A 16,969-nucleotide genomic window follows, 5' to 3' on the forward strand; every position below is an offset into this window, starting at 1 on the left:
GAGCGAGGTCAGGGGAAGGGGTGGGGGTGGATCGCAAGGTCGTCCGGGCGCAGCGGCCGGTCCGTGCGGCCCAGCCGGTACGGTGTCCGGAGCAGGCGCGGCAGGCCCCTGACGCGGTGGTTGACGTGACCGAACGTCATGGGCAGCGAGCCCGGCACGACGACCTTGGCGCAGTGCAGGCCGAACCGCTCCCTCAGCCCCGGCTCCGACTGGTCGACGGCGATGACCTCCAGTCCCTCGTCGGTCAGCCGGCGCACGGTCGCGTCGAGCAGGACGCTCAGGTCCGCCACCGGCTCCGGCGCGCCGGGCCAGGTCTCGGCGACGGAGCGGGTCGGAGTGTCGGCGAAGAGGAACGCCAGCCGCGGGGCCGCCTCGGCCAGGGAGTTCACCCCCACGTGGTCGTCCAGGGTGACCACGAGTTCCGGGTCGTCGAGCATCGGGAGCAGCCGCGCCGGGTCCCGCAGGCCGTTCCCGGGACCGGAACGGTGCGCGGACTCCAGGACGTTGGTCACCACCTCCGCCACCGCCGAACGGATCGCGACGCGCGGGTCGTGGTGGGCGCCGGCGGCCAGCAGCATCCTCGGAGCCCCGGGACGGGAGCCCTCGTACCGGCAGACCGCGACGACCGCCGGGACGCCGAAGTCGTTCGTGGCGTCCAGGAGCACGAGGCGGTAGCCGGCCAGCTCAGCGCGGTCGGCCAGCAGGGCCGTCTCCGGGTCCTCGGGCGGCGGCTGCACTCGGGCGAGCGGGGTGGAGGCGTACCAGGCCATCAGGAACGCGTCCCGCTCCGCGACTTCGAACAGCCCGTAGAGCACCGCTTCCTCCAGGCTGTTGCCCAGCCCGCAGCCGTTGGAGGACTCGTACACCACGCGCGGCCGGTCGCCCGGCACGTCCCAGTAAGCCACGTGCTCGGGCACGGACACGGCGCGGCGCCGGGTGAGGGACCAGCCGTGGACCCAGTCCAGTTCCAGGTCGGGGCTGTACGGGACGGTCCGCGAGGCGGGATGGCCCTGGTAGGCGGGGTCGGGCAGCCCCAGGCGCACGGGATCCACGGCCCGGTCCGGCCCGAGTGCGCCGAAGGACGCCCGCAGTCGGGTCCGCCGGCCGGTCGGCCGCATGCCCGCGAACCGCTCGATGCTCTCGAAGAGCGCCACCCGCTCGCTGGTGCGGAAGTCGCCGGCCCGCCCGTATCCGCCGTCGTCCACCACCCGTCCGTCCGTGACGAACGCCGTCGTCAGGCAGAAGGCGGAGTCCTCGCTGCGGAACAGCCGGCGCACCGGGCCGAACCGCTCGTCGTGCAGTGCCGCGCGCAGCCGCGCGGCCTCGGTGCGGGGGTTGGCGCCACGGAGCACCGCGGGGTCGGGCAGCGGACGGGGGCCCGACGGGACCGGTAGGACATCGGCGGCCGAGTCGTCCGGCAGCGGCCGGCAGACCGCGCAGCCGCCGACCGGACGGACCCGGTGGGTGGACCAGGTGGCGCGGCCGTGGTGGACGAGGTGCACCGTGGCGGTGGCGTCCGCGTCCGGCCGTGGCGTCGGCGACTCGCCGTCGGACGCCTCCAGCAGCTCAAGGGCGAGTGTGCCGGTCGCCCCGCCCAGCGCTGCCGAGGCAGCACCCGCCAGGGCCAGGGCCGGACTGTGCCACGGCACTCGTCCGCCCGTCGTGGCCAGCCGCTGGTACTCGGCGCAGGACAGACAGGCGGCGGCGCCCGGACGCAGGACCGGCCCCACGACGGCCAGGGCTCCGTCGAACCGCACCGGGACGAGGCGCACGGGGTGGGCCAGCGCGTGGCGGCTGAGCCGTTCGGCGAGTTCCAGCGTCCACCGGGTCAGCAGGACGACTGCCGGCCCCGCTGTCGCGGCGAACGCGGCCCCGGCGTCGAGCACCGGTACGGGCAGCGGTCCGAGGACCGGATGTCCGGCGTGGCTCACCGGTCCTCCTCGCGGCCGTACAGCACCGAGAAGCCGAACGCGCGCAGTCGCGCGGCGAGCGCAGGGGCGGTGTCGGCGGACTCCCGGACGCGCAGCCCGGTCAGCCGGCGCAGCACGGCCTGCAGTGCGGTCTCCCGGAGTGCGAGGTCAGCCAGCCAGCCGTTGGTCCAGCCCCTGTCCTCCCAAGGGGCCGGCCGGGTGTTCGCGGTGGCCAGTGCCGCCACCGCGCCGTTCGCCCGGCAGAGGTGCCCGGGGGCGAGCTTCGGGGAGGCCGAGTGGGCCGCGGCGGCGGCCGACAGGGCGGCGAACGCCGCCGCGTCGCCCGGCGTCGCCTCCACCGCGTCGCCGAGGACGGGCCCGTGGGCGGCCGGATCCGTTCCGCCGTGCACGACGGCCAGGTACGCCTCCTCGTCGGCGAGACGGCGCACCTCGAGTCGGGCGGGCGTGCCGAGACGTCCGGTGAGGGCCGTCCACCAGTGGCCGGCCTGCGGATGCTCCCGCCAGTGCGCCTCGGGCAGTGCCGTGCTCGGGGCCGGAAAGGTTTTCGCCGCGGTCTCGCGCAGGGCGCGGCCAAGGGCGTGCGCCCGATCCGCGCCCACCCACGCGCGGACGGCGCCGGGCCCCGCCAGCCGGAGTTCCGCGGCCCGGCAGAACGCCTCCAGACGGGCCAGATCCAGGCGCGCCGCGCCGGCCAGCACGGTGTTGTCCGGCAGTTCGCACGAGGCGAGCGGCACCGGCGACTGGCGCAGGGCTCCCGGCGCCGGGCCCGGCAGGACCCCGACGCGTTCGTCGGTGAGGGCCGTCACCCGTCCCAGCGCCTCGGCGAGCGTCCGGGCCGGCTCCAGGCGGGCGCGGCGGTCGGCGTCGATCAGGCCGGGCCCCAGCCAGCTGCGGTAGTCGGCCTGCAGGGGCCGGGCGTCGGCCACGAGGATCGCGGGCAGCCCGGGCACCAGTCGCGGGTCGTCCCCCTCGCTCGCCGGGTCCGGCAGCCCGCCGGCCGCGCACAGCAGCCGCTGCGCCGCCGAACCGCCGAGCAGCGCGACGAACGCGGCCGGACCGGCTCCGGCGGGCTCCGAGGGCCGGAGCGCGGCGAGCGCGGCCGCGTCCGAGGAGACCTGCTCCGGGCTGCCGGGGGCCGTGACGTACCCCCGACCGCCCCGGGCCCCGACGGCCACGGCCCGCCGGCCGCCTCCGGTTTCGCGCAGCAGGACCACGTCCTCGGGCAGCGCGGGTTCGACGGCGTGCGTCCAGGCCACCCCGGCGTCCGACAGCGCGCGCGAGACGGCCTTCGCCAGCGGGTCGCCCGGGACGCCGGACGCGACCTCCACACGGGCCGCCTCCAGTGCGGTGGCGGTGTCGGCGGGTCGCCCCGCCGTCGCCGCGATCCAGTCGGGGGCGTGTCCGGCCGGTGCCGACACCACCAGGTCGTGGGCCCGCAGACGCTCGACGAGGGTGTCCAGCGCCTCGCGCACCCGGGTGCCGGGCGCGGCCCTGCGGTCCAGTTCCGTCACATCGCCGGTGCGCAGGGGTTCCTCCAGCAGACGCCACAGGGCGGGCAGCGCCGTGCTGCCCTCGAGGGTGACGCTGCCGCGCCGTCCGCGCAGGTGCAGGCCGGCCCGCAGCGGGGTGACGGCCACGTCGGGGCGCAGCCGGGGAAGAGCCGGCTCCGCCGCGTCGTCGGCGGTGTCGCCGGCGGCCCGGGCGTTCGCCGGAAGGGTTCCGGGCGCCGAGGGAGTGGTCATGCTCCGCGCTCCCTGGCGTCAACGGCCGCCGCCATCTCGGCGCGCCAGTCGCACCCGGTCAGGCGGGGCACCGTGCGGATGACGAGATGGGCGGCGAGGTAGCGTTCCAGGGGCGTGACGTCGCAGATCGCGAGGAGCCGGTACAGGGCGTTGGTGCAGGCCCGGTGGACCAGGTAGTCGGGGCGGCTCCACATCGTCCCCTCGGGGTCCGAGCGTTGCAGCAGCCGGTGGAACTCGCTGTAGCGGGTACGCAGGTCCCGGCTCCACCGTTGCGTCGTCTCCGCGTCGCCGGTCGCCGCCGCGCGCTCCCGGTACCGGAGCGGATCGCCGTGCAGGTCGGCTCCCGCGTCGTGGCGGTCCTGCGCCAGCCGCCAGGCGGCGGCCGACCAGTGGGCCCAGTCGCGCTCCCACCCGCGTGCCGCGTTCCCGGTGATCCGGCCGACCAGCGAGGTCACCGCGTCGCCCGCGCTCTCCCAGGACCGTTCGAAGCCCTCCCGCAGCCGGCCGTGGGGATCGTCATGGACGAGGAAATCCTCCAGGTGGGACACGTACGACCAGTGGCCGCCGGCAAGCCCACCGGGGTGGGCGGCGGCGTGCGCGGCGAGCGCCGTGACGGCGAGCTGCACGCGCGCCCGCGCGCCGTCGCCGTGCTCGCCGAGGAACCCGGCGCCCGCCCGGAGCGCCTCCAGCCCGCGGTCCAGCAGGTCGTCGCGGAGCACCGCGCCGTCGTGCCCGAGCAGGTGCCGCAGGGAAGCGAGGTCGACCGGTTCGAGGCGCACCGTGTTGTCCGGCACGATCGGGTCGTAGGGCGGCGCGACCAGTTCGGCGCGCCCGTTGCGGGCGGCGTGCTCCAGCAGTTCGGCGTCGGTGAGGTCGCGCCGCGAGGGGTGGGCGCCGACCCAGTCGCGCAGCGCCCGTGCCGTGTGCTCGGCGGCCGGCCCGAGCCGTGCCGGGGCTCCCCGAAGACGCAGCCGCACGTGCGGGCCGTGCAGCCAGTGCCGTTCGACGTGGGCGGTCAGGCCCCGGTCCCGGCACTCCGCCGTGAGCGGCAGCACCGCCTCCCTCAGCAGCCGTGCCTTGACCGACTGGTGGTAGTACGCCACCACGTCGAGCACCTCGTCGGCGTCGTCGTGCGCCGGGAGCGGGGTGGACGTCATCGCCGTCTCCCCGCCCGGTACGTCTCCGTGACGAGCTCCACCGCACGGGTCGGCACGGCGGATCCGCCCGGCGCGGGCAGCGCCTCCTCGAGGACGGCGCCGTCAAGGTGGCGGGAGAGCCATTTGGCCAGGCAGCGCAGGTGGAGCGGGTTGCCCAGATCGACGAACTGGGGCTTGGGGCGGCGCAGGTGGGTCAGGAAGTCCTCGGTCACCCGGCCGGTGGGGGTGGTGGGCGCGGGGTGCAGGAAGACCTGGTCGGGCAGGCCGAGCAGGGCGCGCCAGCGTGCCACGGGCTCCCCCGGGATCGCGGGGGCCGCCGTCAGCTCGGCGTGCAGGGCTCCCACCACGCCGGCCGGCAGGCTCCACCGGCGGCGGTGCAGGACGACGTGCCGGTGGCGCAGCCGGGGGGCGAGGGCCACCTCGCCCCCCGGTGCGTCCACAAAGTGCCGGGGCGGCAGCGACCGGAAGTCCACCACGCCGTGCGGGTGGTCGGACAGCAGCGCCGCGATGCGCCGCGGCAGCATGAGCGGGGCGAGGAAGCCGGGGTAGAGCACGTCGAGCGTTTCACCGGTGGCCGTGACCCGGAACCGCACCTGGTCGCCGGCCTCGTCGTGGAAGAGTTCCACGTCCGCCTCGGCCAGTGAGGTCCAGCGGCGGTCGGGTCCGATGTCGTCCGGGACGAGCAGCGGGTGCAGGTTGGCGTTGAACCCTCCGACCGGTCGCATCTGGGCGGCGCGCGCGCCCGGTCCGAGGCCGCGGCGCAACTGCGCGGCCACGTCCTGGGTCGCGTCGGGGTCGAGCGCGTCGAGGAACCTGCTGGTGAACCGGCCCCAGCCGCCGTACACGCGGTTCACGCAGAGCATCCCGCCGTCCGGGTCCCGCTGGAGGAAGTACGCGTAGCTCAGGGGGCGCTCGACGGCCCAGCGCGGCAGCCGCTCGCCCAGTCCCTTGACGGCGTCGGCCGGCAGCAGGACCTCCGTGCCGTCCGGTGATCCGGCCGCGGCGGTGCGCACGGCGTCGGTCAGTTCGGCGCGCAGGGCCATGAGCGCCCCGACGCCGGTGGGGAACCCGGCCGGATCGTCGCGGCCCGGGGCGGTGACGCGGGCGGCCCGTTCCCAGGCCTCCTCCACCTCGGCGCCGAACTCCCAGGGGTGCGGGCAGGTTCCGCCTGCGCCGTAGCGCTTCACGAACCGGTCGCGGGCGTCCCGCCGCATCACGTGCGCGAGGTCGAACAGCTCGGCCAGCGCCGTGACCTCGCCCAGGGCCTCGTGATCGGCCCCGTCGAGGAATCCGTCGAGCGGCACCGGCCGTGGGGCCACGACGTCCTCGGAGAGGACGTTCAGCGGCGCCGCGCCCGTCGGGACGGGCCGTCCGGCGTCGGCGAGCAGCCGGGTCCAGCCGTCGGCGAGCCCGGCGAGGAGGGCCGGGCGCCGCGGCGCGGGTGCGGAGGCGAACGCCGAGGTCTCATGGGCCAGTCCCGCCAGCCGGTCCGCGAGGTGGCCGGTCGCCTCAAGGCCCTGCTCTTTGATGCCGGGGAGCGTGCGGAGCCAGGCGGCCAGCCGGCCCGCCGGGTCCGGGTCCTGCGGCGGGACCGGATCGGTCGGCACCAGCAGACCCGCCTGCCGGAGGCGTTCGAGGAAGGCCAGCGCCGCAGCGCGGTTCGTGTCGGGTGCCCCGGGCAGGGCGGAGACGAGCAGCTCCGCCATTTCATGGAGCGGCGCGGGGGTTCCGGCGTACGGGGCCAGGAGCCGCAGGGAGCCGTTGAAGGCCACCTCCGCCGCGTCCTCGTCGGTGACGAGGTAGCGGCCACCGGCGAAGGCGACCCGGTCGCGGGCGTACGTCGCGCGTCCGTCAAAGACGCGCGCGGTGCTGGTGACGCGGTGCGGAAGCCCGGCGCCGTGGCGCGGGTCGGCCAGCAGGGCCTCGGCGAGGGCGGTCGTCAGGGTGCGGTTGACCTTCACCGACGCGTGCAGAGGGCCGTCCAGGAGGGGCTGTTCGCCCCACGACCGCACGCGCGGGCGGCCGGCGCGCGGTGGGGTCGGCCGGCCCCAGCCGACGGCCGTGAACCACGAGAAGGGACTGGTCTTGGTGCCGGCCCGCAAGGCGTGGCGCAGCACCGTGGGCTCCTCCTTGCGGGCTTTGCGGTCGTCGGCCCGGCGGCCGGCGCGTTCGACGGCGCGCAGCAGGTCGCCGCTGGTGAGCGCGACGGCCCGGGCGAGTGCGGGCTCCCGGCACAGGGCGGCGAGGGCCGCCCGTTCGGCCGCGAGTGCCGGTTCGGCGGCGCTGCCCAGCTGGGTCACCAGGGCTCGGCGACGGTCGCGCAGCGCCAGCCAGGACGCGAGCCGGGGTACTCGCCGCGGGAGGTCGTCCAGGCGGTCCAGCACGGCGGGTCGCGGCTCGCGCCCGTTGTGCAGTGCGCGGCGCAGCGGCAGGACGACGTCACGGTGGTACTGCTCGCCGTGGCCGGACCGGCTGGCGTACAGGTCGTCGCAGAGCGGCTCGCGAAGCTCGCGCAGCGCGGCTTCGAGTGAGGTGAGGCGGGCGAGGGCGGCACGGAACGCCGCCGTGGCAGGAGACTGCGCGGGGCAGGTCAGCACGGTGGCGCGGACCAAGGCGTACGGTGCCGAGTCGACGAGGTAACCGCCGTGCCCGGGTGGTGTGTCGGTGCTCGCGGTGTGCGGCATGGGCTGTCCTGTCCCTTCGTGCCCGTGGTTCCCGTGGTGCGGCACCGCCGCGGGCCGGCCACCGGGAGTGGGCGGCCCGCGACGCACGCCGGCCGGTCAGGTGCTCCCGTGGTGTGTCACGGGTGACGCGGCCGACGACTCGGTGTGACCGGGGCCTGCAGCGGTACGGGCAGCTGCGGCTGCGCGCATGAGGACGAGCTGCAGGAGCAGGAACTGGCGCCGTTGGAGGCGCCGCCCTCGGGAAGCGCGACGGTGTCGCGCATCGAGGTCACGGTGAGGTCCCCGAGGTCGAGGCCCGCGAGGTCGAGGCCGGGGTGAGCTGGTGTCGGACATCGGCTTCTCCCTTCTGACGTTGCGGGCCGGTGTGCCGTGGGTGCGGGTCAGCCGGCGTCGACGACGCCGGTCTGCAGCTGGGGCTCGGGCTGGGCGCAGGACGACGAGCCCTGGCAGGAACAGGATCCCCAGGACGCCCCGCCCTCGGGCAGCGCGACGGTGTCGCGCAGGGCCGTGACGGTGAGGTCGCTGAGGTCCAGGTCGAGGTCCTGGAGGTCCAGGGCGGTGCGCGCGAGGTCGGACATGGGATCTCCTCCGGGCGAGAAAGCGAAACCGAAAGTGCGTGGAATGGGCCGTGCGAAACGGTGCCTTGCGGCCCGTCGGTTAAGGCATTGCACGACGGAAAGGCAGCGCAAGCGCCGCCTTGACCCGTCTTCATCGATCGCTTTTTGCGGTCCGACTATAGAACTTACGTCGGCCCGGAGATGAGCTTTCCGTCGTCTCCGGCGCAGATCTGGCCGAGATGCACTGATGGCGCGGACCTGTCGGTGCGGAATTCGTTGTCGGGCGGACCTGCCGGATACGTGAAGAGGAGAGGAACACGAAGGGGAAGGAAATCCTCCGGAAAAGGCGGACGGGCAGGCCTCTTTCCCCGCGGTTCTCCTGGTGGACGAACACACCACGCTCGAGCATCAGCTCCTCGCCCTCCCGGAACGACAGCGGCGACCGGAAGGAGAGCCATGCACCGTGGGAGATCACCTCGACCGGGTACCGGCACCCCCTGTGCGACGCCGACGCACTGCCCACGGACGATCCCCCCTCTCACCCCGAGAGAACCGAGGATCATCCCACTCGGTCGATCAACGTGACAGTGCCCCCGGGACGCGTACGGGCCGGGCAGCCGGGCGGGCTCGGCCGGCAGCGGCTGCCCGGCGGTGTCCCGGTCCTGCCCGCGCCGCAGGCCAGGGCCTCAGGCAGCGAACGGGTCGCTGTGGCCGGGCAACTGCTGCCCCGGGCGCAGGAACCGCCGGCCGCCCCATTCGTCACGCACCGCGAGGAACCCGGCGTCCGTCAGCCGCCGTGCGATCTTCCCCCTCGCGGACGCGCGCGCCGGGCCGCGGGTCCCGGTACATCCGGACCTGCACGAGCGAGTTCTTGAACCCGGTCCTGTACGCCGTGCCGTACGTGCAGCCGTACTGCTCCGCCACGTGCGCCAGCGCGGCCGCCTTCAGCGTGGCGCCCTGACGGGCGATCTGCCGGAGCATCCCCGCTGTGTGACGTTCTCCGGACATCCTGTTCCCCACCCCCTCTGGGACCCCGCGCCTGGGCCGACCGGCGCACAGCCTAATAATCCAGCAGCGTTTCGCTGTCCGGCCTGGTCAAAAGGACCGTGGGAGTGCAGTTCCCCGCCGGCGCGGGGGTGTTTCGAAGCCGAAGCGGCGTACCAGCACGGCTCTGCGCCGTGGCGGCCGCGGCCGCTCGGGCCCGGTGTGGCCGCGTAGGTGAAAACGAAGAACGAATGTCGGTCATCGCTGGCAGCGCTTCTGGCCTGATGTGCCGGGAGATGTCGGTCAGAACCAGGAACGGCTGGAGGTTCAGACACCGATTCGACGCATCCGCCCGGGGAGGTCTCGGGGCGCGCAGGGGTTGTTGAGCGTGCGGTCACGCACGCGTTCGTCCGCGGGACCGATGACTGCGCTCGGCTCGCGTCGTGCCGTGGGCCTGAGAGCATGGAGTGTGATCTCCGGCAGGGTGTGGACGTGGTGGTCGCCATGGCGGAGGTCCGTGTCATCGCGCTCGTAGAACGGCTCGAGGTCTCCGCGCGGCCGGCGGACAGACGTGTTCCGGCGACGGAACGCGTGTGCGGCTTCACCCGCGGGGCAGCCGCGGCCAGCCGGCGCCTGGGCTCAGCGGCATTCCCTCCGACCTCGCCCAGCAGCGTCCACACCTCGTCCGACACCGCACACCCCTGCCGGACCGGCGCCCCCACCTGCCCGGTCGTCCTGGCCTGCTCCAGCCGGCGCCCCACCGTACGCTCGGAAACGCCCACCGTCTCAGCGACCGCACGCACATGCCGGGTCGACAACTCCCCCGCCTGCTGCCGCTCCAGCAGACGGCGCACCACCACCGACACGAAACGGCAGGGCTGCCATGTCGGTGACAGCTCGTCACAGCACTGGCGAGCAGGGGTTCACCGGGCAGGCGAACCGCTCGTGACCATGGACTCATGCGGGCGAGAGCATCTCCTGAAGGATGCGCTGCAGCTCGGTGCGGTCCCGCGGAGTGATCCTCGCCAGCCTGCGGTCGTACTCCGCCGCGAGGGCTGCAAGTGCACGATCCCGTGCCTCTGTGCCCTCAGCGGTTAGTACGAGCCGGTGACGCCGCAGGTCCGCGTCGTCGATCTCGCGCCGGATGAACCCCTTGGCGACGAGGTTGCGGACGTAGACCGTCACGCTCGCTCTGGGGAGCAGCAGTGCCGTCGCGATCTCGGCCGGGTACGGCGATGCCTCCACCTCGGCCAGGACGAAAAACTCCTTCGTCTCCAACCCGAGCTCGGCCAGCTCCCCCGTGCAGGCGTCCATCACAACGCCCAGCAGCCGCTGGTTCAGCGTCCACAGCTGCGCCCCGTCGACTGACATGCGGCCCTCCATCCATGTGGTACAGGTTCGTATTAGTTCCACATCGTATAATATATTTCCTTGTACTGGACTCCCATGGAACGACAATCTCACGAAGGAAGCCAGGCATGCTCAAGCACCTCACGATCCCGCGCGGTCCCGTCAACCTCGCCGCGGACCTCCACCTGCCCGACAACGCCGACAGCAGCGCACCGCTGCGCGCCGTGGTGCTCTCCACCCCGGGCAGCAGCGTGAAGGAGCAGATCGGCGCCAATTACGCCTCCCGTCTCGCCGCCCGCGGCATCGCGGCGCTCGTCCTCGACCCCGCCCATCAGGGTCAGAGCGAGGGCGAGCCCCGCGACCTCGAAGACCCTTACCGCCGAGGCGAGGACATCTCCTACGCCATCGACGTGCTCACCACCACCCCAAGCATCGACCCGCAGCGCATCGGCGTCCTCGGCATCTGCGCCGGTGGCGGCTACGCCGTGCACACCGCTCGCACGGACCACCGCATCAAAGCGGTCGGCACGGTCGTCCCCGTCAACATCGGCGCCGCGTTCCGCAGCTTCTCCCCCGACGGTCCGGCCGCAGCACTCGACGCCCTCGCGGACGCACGGACCGAAGAGGCCCGCTCCGGCGAGACGACCCGCGTGAACTGGCTGCCCGACACCCTCGAGGACGCCACAACAGCAGGCCTGACCGACATCGACACCACTCAGGCCGTCACCTACTACCGCACCGAGCGCGGCCGTAACGAACACTCCACGAACCGGCGCCTCCTGCGCAGCGACTCCCTCCTGCTGGGCTACGACGCGTTCCACCTGGCCGATCGGCTCATGACCCAGCCACTCCAGGTCATCCTCGCCGGACGCATCGGCAACACCGGCTCCTACGACACCGGCATGCAGCTGTGGAAGCTGGCCCCCTACCCCGTCGACCTCATGGTGATCGACGGCGCCGGCCACTACGAGATGTACGACGAACCCGAATACGTCGACGCTGCCGTCGAACGGCTCACCAGCTTCTATGCGAACAACCTGTAAGGCATCCGAACCGGCGAACCCATGCGGTCACAGCACCTCGCGTCCCGCACGTCGTGTTCAACTCGGTCTTCGGAGCGGACCGGGAGTCGGGTGTGCCGCACCACGACTCGAAGCACCGGATCGAGGAGCACCTGAGGAAGTCCGGCCTGAGGGCCACGATGGTTCGCGCGACCGCCTTCATGGAGAACTTCGTGAGCGTGATGGCACCGAGCCTGGAGCATGGGGAGATCGTGCTGAGGCTGCCGCTGCCGGAGGACGTCGCCCTGAAGATGATCTCGGTCAGGGACATCGGCCGGGTCGCCTCCGCGCTCCTGCTCGACATCGCGGAGGCGCCCGGCGGAGTCGTCGAGCTCGTCGGCGACGAGCTGACGGGCCCCCAGATCGCCGCGGCGTTCGGCGCGCGCGCCGGGCTCCCGGCACGGTACGAGGCCCTCCCGTTGAGCGTGCTTCCCAACGACCTCGACAAGGCGATGTTCCGCCAGTTCGCGAAGGCGGAGGAAAACCCTTCGGACCTCGCGGTGGTGCGCTCGATCGAGCCGGCCGCCCTGGACCTGGTCGAGTGGATCCGAGCCACCGGCTGGACCGCGCCCACAAACGTGGCTGGTTCCTGAGCCTCCGGCCGCGATGAAAACGCCCCGCGATCGTGCCCACGGTCTCGGCGCTCCGGGCACGGCAACGCATCCGCCAACGGTTGAAGTAGTCACGAAGGGGCCTTGGCCCTGGTTCCTGGACACGGGTTATGCGGCTTGGGTCAGTCCAACGCGCGTATCGCCGTCGAGGTGGGAGTGCGGGTGGACACCGTGCGCACGTGATGGCGCCCGTTCGCCGGCCCGGCCCTGCCGGGATGGGCCGACCGCAAGCGACCGGGGCGGCCCTGCGCTTTCGCCGCGTCACAGGTGGCGCAGGTCAAGGCGCCGGCCTGCCGGCTTCCCGCCGAGGCCGGAGCGCCGCCGTCGCGCTGGTCTGCCCGGGGGCCCGCGAGGCCGTCGAACGCGGCATCGCACTGCGTCCGGGCGCTCCGTCGCTGGGGAACCGGCGGGGCAGGGACGCAGGCGCTGCCTGTGCTGCCTGTGCGTCGGTGGCTTGCCTGGCGGCTGCTCTGTCAGAAGGCGGAGTTGGCGAACCAGTGCGCCAGCAGATCTTTGTCCCCGTCGTGGGTGAAGGGCGTCGTGTCGTGGCGCAGGCGGCCGTACAGGAGCAGCAACAGGTCGGCCGCGGTGCCCTGGACGGTCGCGTCGGCGGTGTCGGTCGCAGCGGGGCTCGTGTCGAGGCCGAAGCCGTCGGGCCGCAGACGTACGAACCAGTTGTCGTCACCGTCGGTCGCCCGGAAGCGGATGGTCTTGCCGGGACCACGCAGGTTGGCGACGTCGGGTGCGAAGAAGGCGGCGCAGGGCAGGTTGACGAGGAACTCGTCGATCCCGTCGACCGCCAGCGGGCGGTCGATCGCGGGCCGGCGGCCGAGTGCCAGGTCGGCGTCGACCCGGTGCAGCAGGGTCTCGAAGAGCATCCGGCGCGCCCAGAAACGGGCGTGCTGGTCGACGCCCCACGCCCACATGGGCAGGTTCGGGTCAGTGGCCGCGAAGGCCTGCGCGGCCACGGTCGCGCTCTCGGCCAGCCAGTCGGCGTACTCCTCCTGCCGGTCCGGGAGTTGCAGGTCCACCTTCCGCGTGCGCGGGGGTTCCTGGACGCGCGCGTGCAGAAGGCTCGAGAACCAGCGCTGGACGCTGCCGGTGTGCTTGACCAGGTCGGCGAGTATCCACTCGGGGCAGCTCGGCACGGGAGTGGTCAGGTCGGCGCCCTTGAGCGCCGCGACGAATCGGGCGGTCTCGGTGGCGATCGCGGCGCGGTGGTCGACCGCTGTGGACCGGGGGGCGGGGTGGTCCGAGGGGGTCATCGCGGGGCCTTTCTCTGGGGCGGCTTCGGGTGCTGGCTTTGGGCTGCGGCTGCGGCTGCGGCTTCGGGCGGCGGTGTGCCGGGCGTGTACGGGCCGTCTCGCCCGGTCAGGGCTTGAGCTCCGCCCCGATCACGCCGGCTCGGCCGCGGATTTCGCCTCCGCGAGCTCGGCCGTCTCGGCTGCGACGGGCATGCGCATCACCGGAGTACGAGGCGCGGACGCCGTCCTGAGTCCGATCAGGGCGACAGCGGCGACCAGGACGAAGGCGGCTCCGGCGATGGCGAAGCTCAGCGTGAACTGGCTCTCCTGAGGGAGGGCGGGCATGCCGGCCGGCAGTGGGACGGTCTTCGACGCCAGGAGCGATGTGACCACCGCGCTCGCGACAGCGCTGCCGACGGAGCGGGAGATGGAGTTGATGCCGTTGGCGATACCGGTCTGGTGAGCCGGAACGCCGGCGACGATGAGCGCGGGCATGGCGGCGTAGCCGAAGCTGATCGCCAGACCGATGAGCATGCCCGCGCCGATCACGGAGGCGGTGGTGTCGTGCGCGGCGGTCAGCCATGTGAAACCGAGCACGCCGAAGCAGGCCCCGGCGGCCAGCGTGACGCGCGCGCCGAGCCTGCCCACCAGCACACCGCCGAACTGGGCGCCGACGAGAGAAACGAGCGTGGTCGGCAGCAGATACACCACGGACGCGGCCAGGACGGACGCGCCGAAGCCGTAGCCGGCGAGGTCTTCGGGCATCTGCACCAGGTAGGAGACGCCGATGAAATGAGTGAACATCGCGAAGCCGAGCAGCAGGCCCGCCAGGTTGGTGAACAGAACGGGCCGGTGGACGAACATCCTCATGTCCACCATCGGGTCCTTGACCCGGCTTTCGGTGAGGACCCACACACCTGCCATGACGAGCGCACCGGCGAAGGCACCGAGCACACGGCCGGACGTCCAGCCCCACTCGTGCCCCTGCGAGATCGGCAGAAGCACCAGCACCAGCAGCATCCCCAGGGTCAGCGCGCCGAGCCAGTCCGTGCGTCCACCCGTCTTCGTCCGGGAAGCGGGCACCGTGACCAGCACGCCGGCCAGCGCCACCACCGCCAGCGCAGCAGCCAGCCAGAACACCCGGTGGTAGTCGGGGTCGGAGCCCTGGGTGAGGAGCCCCGCACCCACCAGCGCAAGTCCACTGCCGAACGCGAGCGTGCCGCTGACCAGCGCCATCGCTCCGTGCAGCTTGTGTGGCGGGATCTCCTCACGCAGCACGGAGAGGGCGAGCGGGAAGATCGCGGTCGCCGCACCCTGCATCACCCGCCCGATGATCAGCCATGTCAGAGAGGTGGTGGTGGCGGCGAGCACCGACCCGGCGATCATCACGATCAGCACACCGACGAGTGTGGGCTTCTTGCCGTGCTGGTCGCCGAAACGACCCAGCAGCGGGGTGAACACGGCCGCTGACAGCAGGGTGGCCGTGGTCACCCAGCTGACGTTCGCCGTAGTGGCCTTCAGGTCGCTCTGGATGATGCCCAGGATCGGGACGACCAGGGTCTGCATCATCGAGACGACCATGGCGGCAAGGCCGAGCACCAGGACGATCCCGGTATGGCCGGAGGGCCTCGTCGACGGTGCGTGCGTTGCGTGGGACACGGAAGCTCTGACCTAACTGTTTGAGAACCTCGATGCTTGACAACTTCAAGCAACGGGCCAGACCGTATCCGGCATTATTTGAGATGGTCAAGCTTCCTGGCTTAGGGTGACCCACATGACAGGAACCCGCGGTGCCGACACGGCGCAGCTCATGGAGCTGCTGTCGGTGTCGCTGGCCGCCTACTACGGCGACTTCACGGTGGCCGCGGCGAGCGAGAACCTCACGGCCAGCCAAGGCAAGACGCTCAACGTCCTGCGCCGCGGGCCCGCCGCGATGCGCGTCCTGGCTTCCATCCTGACCTGCGACGCCTCCAACATGACCGGGATCGTCGACCGGCTGGAGAAGCGCGGCCTGGTGCGCCGTGAACCCAGCCTCACCGACCGTCGCGTCAAGAACGTCGTCCTCACCGACGAAGGCGAACGCGTCATCGACGTGATCCGCGGCAAGATGCACACCACGCGCGCCGGCCTGGACAACCTCAGCGCCGAGGAGCGGGACACCCTCTACACCCTCCTGGAGCGCGCTTTCACCTCGCCTCCCACCCACGTCTGACCGCGCGCCGAGCCGGCCGAAGCCGCGACACACCCGCCCGGACGGTCAACGCCGTCGCAGCTTCACGGCACTGCCGCGCCCGGGCCGTCCGGGCGCTCCTGTACACGGGGTGGACGGGACCCTCCACCGCTGGGCTGACGCATCCGTCCGCCGCTGGGCCAAGTGGGGGCGGCTGACACATGGCTCGAGGTGTACCGGAACTCATACCGTCGGCTGCCGGTCGATGCGGTGAGAGGGAGGTCTCGGTGGCGTGACTGCGTCCTCTGTGCGCGGGAGTGCTTCGAGCCGCCTCGGTGACGCGTCGTGTCGAACGAGATCGACGGGTGACGATGTCTCCTCGCCCCAGGGGGTGGGAGATGCCTGACTACAGGATCAATGTCAATACCGGAAACATCAACGACGCCGGCGCCCGGCCGGGCGCCACGAGCGAGGAGTCGGCCGAGCTGAAGCGGCTGAAGAAGGAGAACGCCGAGCTGAAGCGGGCCAACGACATCCTCAAGGCCGCGGCGTCTTTCTTCGCGGCCGAGCTCGACCGGCCACACACGCGCTCGTAGCCTTCATCGACGAGCACAAGGACCGCTCCGGCGGTGTCGAGCCGATCTGCCGCGTGCTGACGGAGCACGGCTGAAAGATCGCCCCTGCCATCTACTACGCCCACCACAAACGACAGGTCAGGCCGTCCGCCAGGACCGTGCGGGACGTCGAACCGTAGGAGCAGATCAGCGAGGTCTTCGAGGCCGACTACCGTGTCTACGGCGCGGGGAAGATCTGGCGGGAGCTGAACCGGCAGGGCCACGCGGTGGCCCGCTGCACCGTCGAACGCCTGATGCGCGAGCTCGGCGTCACCGGCGCCGTCCGCGGCCGGCGTGTGATCACCACGCTGTCCGGCGGTCAGGCCGGCCGGGCACCGGACCTCGTCGACCGCGACTTCGTCGCCGGTGCCCCGAACCGGTGCTGGGTCGCGGACTTCACCCACGTGAAGACCTGGGCAGGTGTCGTCCACGTCGCCTTCGTCGTGGACACCTTCTCCCGCCGGGTCGTCGGCTGGTCGGCCGCCACCGTGAAGGAAACGGTCTTCGTGCTGGACGCCCTGGAGATGGCGCTGTGGCAACGTGACCGCGGCCAACACCCGGTCCAGCCGGGAGAACTGATACATCATTCGGATGCCGGGTCGCGAGTCCCGCAAGGTCGACCAGGGACCGGGTGGTTGGTGTGGGACGGGTTCGACGAGGCGGCGCCCGCAAAAAACTGGACCACCGCGCGTGCTGTCCGACCGCACCATGGAGCGTTCATTTTGCGTACTCAGCGCGTACGGACGGCATCCGGGCAGTCGGTGCTTGTTCCCCTCCCACTTCCCACTCCCACCCGCCTGCTGATCTCACCTGTCCCGCGGCTCTCGGTTACCGGAGTGGACGGCCGCGCAGCATACCGCGGGG

General features: G+C 72.6%; 11 protein-coding genes and 4 pseudogenes. 4 read left to right on the forward strand and 11 right to left on the reverse strand.

Translation table 11 applies throughout. The features are described from left to right. Window positions 1-8 precede the first annotated feature (8 nt). The 9 genes and pseudogenes from ACIP5W_RS10910 to ACIP5W_RS10950 all read right to left on the reverse strand — a co-directional run bounded on the left by ACIP5W_RS10910 (window position 9) and on the right by ACIP5W_RS10950 (window position 10,426). Window positions 9-1,931, reverse strand: a complete 1,923-nt coding sequence (locus ACIP5W_RS10910; protein WP_401469985.1) for a TOMM precursor leader peptide-binding protein — start codon at window positions 1,929-1,931, stop codon at window positions 9-11. Beyond that, the gene (locus ACIP5W_RS10915; RefSeq protein ID WP_401469988.1) at window positions 1,928-3,673 is read right to left on the reverse strand and encodes a hypothetical protein; all 1,746 of its coding nucleotides are present in this window, start codon (window positions 3,671-3,673) and stop codon (window positions 1,928-1,930) included. The genes ACIP5W_RS10910 and ACIP5W_RS10915 overlap by 4 nt, the downstream gene beginning before the upstream one ends. Then, window positions 3,670-4,830 carry a lantibiotic dehydratase C-terminal domain-containing protein gene (locus ACIP5W_RS10920; RefSeq protein WP_401469991.1) on the reverse strand — a complete coding sequence of 387 codons (1,161 nt, stop codon included), beginning with the start codon at window positions 4,828-4,830 and terminating at the stop codon, window positions 3,670-3,672. The genes ACIP5W_RS10915 and ACIP5W_RS10920 overlap by 4 nt, the downstream gene beginning before the upstream one ends. After that, on the reverse strand, window positions 4,827-7,514 hold the full coding sequence (locus tag ACIP5W_RS10925; RefSeq protein WP_401469994.1) for a lantibiotic dehydratase: 2,688 nt from the start codon (window positions 7,512-7,514) through the stop codon (window positions 4,827-4,829). Before ACIP5W_RS10925 ends, ACIP5W_RS10920 begins: the two co-directional genes overlap by 4 nt. A gap of 116 nt (window positions 7,515-7,630) precedes the next feature. Further along, window positions 7,631-7,810, reverse strand: a pseudogene (locus ACIP5W_RS10930) (thiazolylpeptide-type bacteriocin); the annotation flags it as partial. Window positions 7,811-7,894: 84 nt separating this feature from the next. Further along, window positions 7,895-8,092 carry a thiazolylpeptide-type bacteriocin gene (locus ACIP5W_RS10935; RefSeq protein WP_401469997.1) on the reverse strand — a complete coding sequence of 66 codons (198 nt, stop codon included), beginning with the start codon at window positions 8,090-8,092 and terminating at the stop codon, window positions 7,895-7,897. 355 nt (window positions 8,093-8,447) lie between these two features. Then, window positions 8,448-8,594, reverse strand: a pseudogene (locus tag ACIP5W_RS10940) (IS6 family transposase); the annotation flags it as partial. Between the two features lie 236 nt (window positions 8,595-8,830). Then, window positions 8,831-9,052 carry a hypothetical protein gene (locus tag ACIP5W_RS10945; RefSeq protein WP_401470000.1) on the reverse strand — a complete coding sequence of 74 codons (222 nt, stop codon included), beginning with the start codon at window positions 9,050-9,052 and terminating at the stop codon, window positions 8,831-8,833. A 960-nt stretch (window positions 9,053-10,012) separates the two neighbouring features. Beyond that, a complete protein-coding gene (locus ACIP5W_RS10950) occupies window positions 10,013-10,426 on the reverse strand; it encodes a MarR family winged helix-turn-helix transcriptional regulator (protein WP_401470003.1) in 414 nt (137 codons plus the stop codon). 14 nt (window positions 10,427-10,440) lie between these two features. Here ACIP5W_RS10950 and ACIP5W_RS10955 point away from each other — a divergent pair, with 14 nt between their 5' ends. After that, window positions 10,441-11,448, forward strand: coding sequence for an alpha/beta hydrolase (locus ACIP5W_RS10955; RefSeq protein WP_401470006.1), 1,008 nt, complete (start codon window positions 10,441-10,443; stop codon window positions 11,446-11,448). A 29-nt stretch (window positions 11,449-11,477) separates the two neighbouring features. Beyond that, window positions 11,478-12,059: pseudogene (locus tag ACIP5W_RS10960) on the forward strand (NmrA family NAD(P)-binding protein); the annotation flags it as partial. Window positions 12,060-12,550: 491 nt separating this feature from the next. On the opposite strand, the gene ACIP5W_RS10965 reads toward ACIP5W_RS10960, so the two are convergent. After that, entirely contained in the window at window positions 12,551-13,342 is a 792-nt protein-coding gene (locus ACIP5W_RS10965; protein WP_401470009.1) for a maleylpyruvate isomerase family mycothiol-dependent enzyme, read from the reverse strand. Window positions 13,343-13,471: 129 nt separating this feature from the next. Beyond that, window positions 13,472-14,980, reverse strand: a complete 1,509-nt coding sequence (locus tag ACIP5W_RS10970; protein WP_401470012.1) for an MFS transporter — start codon at window positions 14,978-14,980, stop codon at window positions 13,472-13,474. 115 nt (window positions 14,981-15,095) lie between these two features. Here ACIP5W_RS10970 and ACIP5W_RS10975 point away from each other — a divergent pair, with 115 nt between their 5' ends. Both ACIP5W_RS10975 and ACIP5W_RS10980 read left to right on the forward strand, forming a co-directional pair. Beyond that, window positions 15,096-15,533: a MarR family winged helix-turn-helix transcriptional regulator gene (locus ACIP5W_RS10975; protein WP_401470015.1), complete on the forward strand. Its 438-nt coding sequence runs from the start codon at window positions 15,096-15,098 to the stop codon at window positions 15,531-15,533. A 718-nt stretch (window positions 15,534-16,251) separates the two neighbouring features. Further along, window positions 16,252-16,698, forward strand: a pseudogene (locus tag ACIP5W_RS10980) (IS3 family transposase); the annotation flags it as partial. Window positions 16,699-16,969: the final 271 nt, after the last annotated feature.

Source organism: Streptomyces sp. NPDC088766 (genome assembly GCF_044750845.1).
In the GTDB taxonomy this organism is placed as follows: Bacteria; Actinomycetota; Actinomycetes; order Streptomycetales; family Streptomycetaceae; genus Streptomyces.